Below are 1,715 nucleotides of genomic sequence, written 5' to 3' on the forward strand. Positions count from 1 at the left end.
GCACCTGCACGAGCCTGGGCTGCTGCACGGGGAGCAGGAAGACCTGCGAATCCGGCACCTGCGTCAGATCCAGCGGGAAGGCGGCGAACATCGGGCGGGGGTTGCGCCGGAGTGGTTCGTCGGTACCGGCGAGGGCGCCGTAGAGACCACGGTGGTCGAGGATCCGAACCCCTTGGCCGAAAATGCCGTTGGCTCGTCGCTGCGGGTTGGGCCCCGGCATCGGGTCCAGCACGACGGGACGGATCCCGGCCAACCCGAGTTCGCCGGCCAGCATCAGCCCGTTGGGGCCGGCACCCGCGATGACGACACCAATCACTTAGCCCAGCTTAGTGATCTCCGTGGCGACCCGCTACATCGCCGCTTACTGCCCGCGAAAGCGCTTGTGCGACAGAGGGATAACGGTCAGCCCTGCCGTTCGGCCGCCTTGACCAGCCGATCGGCGAAAAACCGCACCGCGCCCCCCAGCGCCGCCCGCATCAGCGGTCCCGTGCCGCGGATACCCTCGACGAACGAGCCGGTCCAGCGGATGTCGGCGCCGCCGGCGGGGTTCGGGGTGAGGGTCACCTCGCCGCGGTAGTCCTTGACCGGGCTCGCGGGCCCGACCAGCTTGTAGACGTGGCGGTGATCCGGTTCGTACTCGACGGTTTCCTCCTGCACGAACACCGGCCACATCCCGACCTTGCGAATGGCGCCAACGCCACCAGGTGCCGGGTCACCCTGCCGCGCCCAACTCGACTGAAACACTATTGGCTTGGCCCATTTCGACCAGTTCGCGCCGTCGGTCACCAGCCCGAACAGCGTCGCGGCCGGCGCGCTGCTGGTCCGGTTGATCTCGAAGGTGAACCTACGACCCGACATACGTTCCTCCCTGGCTCTGCCCGGCAAACGCGAGCGACCTCGAACGGCGTTGCTGGTACCGTACCGCGCACCGAGTCGGCCTCCGGCGATCACGCCGCGGAGCCGGTCGGCGCGGGGTCGCCGTTGCCTACACTGCGCTTATGAATTCCGGTTCCCCGCAGAGCGACAGGAGTGTCCCCGGGCTCCTCGACATCGAGGACTGCCTGGACGCCAACGGCGAGATCGTGCTGCCCCCGGACGTCACGCTGATCTCCCTGATCGAGCGCAACGTCGCGAACGTCGGCGACACCGTGGCCTACCGCTACCTGGACTACAACCACGGTGCCGACGGCCGCGCCGAAGGGGTGACCTGGACACAGTTCGGCGCCCGGCTCCAGGCCATCGGCGCCCGGGTGCAGCGCGCCGCGAGCCGCGGCGAGCGGGTCGCGGTCCTCGCACCGCAGGGCATCGACTACGTCGCCGGGTTCTACGCGGCGATCAAGGCCGGCGCCATCGCCGTGCCGCTGTTCGCGCCCGAACTGCCGGGCCACGCCGAACGCCTCGACACGGCGCTGCGCGACTCGCAGCCGTCGGTGATCCTCACCACGACGGAGGCCGCGGGCGCCGTCGAGGACTTCCTGACCAACCTGCCGCGCCCGCAACGTCCGCAGGTCTTGCTCATCGATCAGATCCCCGACTCGGAGGGGGAGTCGTTCGCCCCCACCGAGCTCGGCATGGACGACGTCTCGCACTTGCAGTACACCTCCGGCGCGACGCGCCCCCCGGTCGGCGTGGAGATCACCCACCGGGCGGTCGGCACCAACCTGACCCAGATGATCCTGTCCATCGACCTGCTGGACCGAAACACCCACGGCGTC

3 protein-coding genes are annotated in these 1,715 nt (G+C 69.4%); 1 reads left to right on the forward strand and 2 read right to left on the reverse strand.

The window, feature by feature from the left end:
- Positions 1-316 (reverse strand): FAD-dependent oxidoreductase (locus AC2VOR_RS09090; protein WP_486963645.1); only part of this gene is annotated, 316 nt, incomplete at its 3' end.
- 86 nt (positions 317-402) lie between these two features.
- Positions 403-858: an SRPBCC family protein gene (locus AC2VOR_RS09095; protein ID WP_369738624.1), complete on the reverse strand. Its 456-nt coding sequence runs from the start codon at positions 856-858 to the stop codon at positions 403-405.
- A 140-nt stretch (positions 859-998) separates the two neighbouring features.
- On the opposite strand from AC2VOR_RS09095, the gene AC2VOR_RS09100 reads away from it, so the two are divergent.
- The coding region (locus tag AC2VOR_RS09100; protein WP_486963646.1) for an AMP-binding protein at positions 999-1,715 on the forward strand (717 nt) is incomplete at its 3' end.

The organism is Mycobacterium sp. TH-M103, from assembly GCF_057473785.1.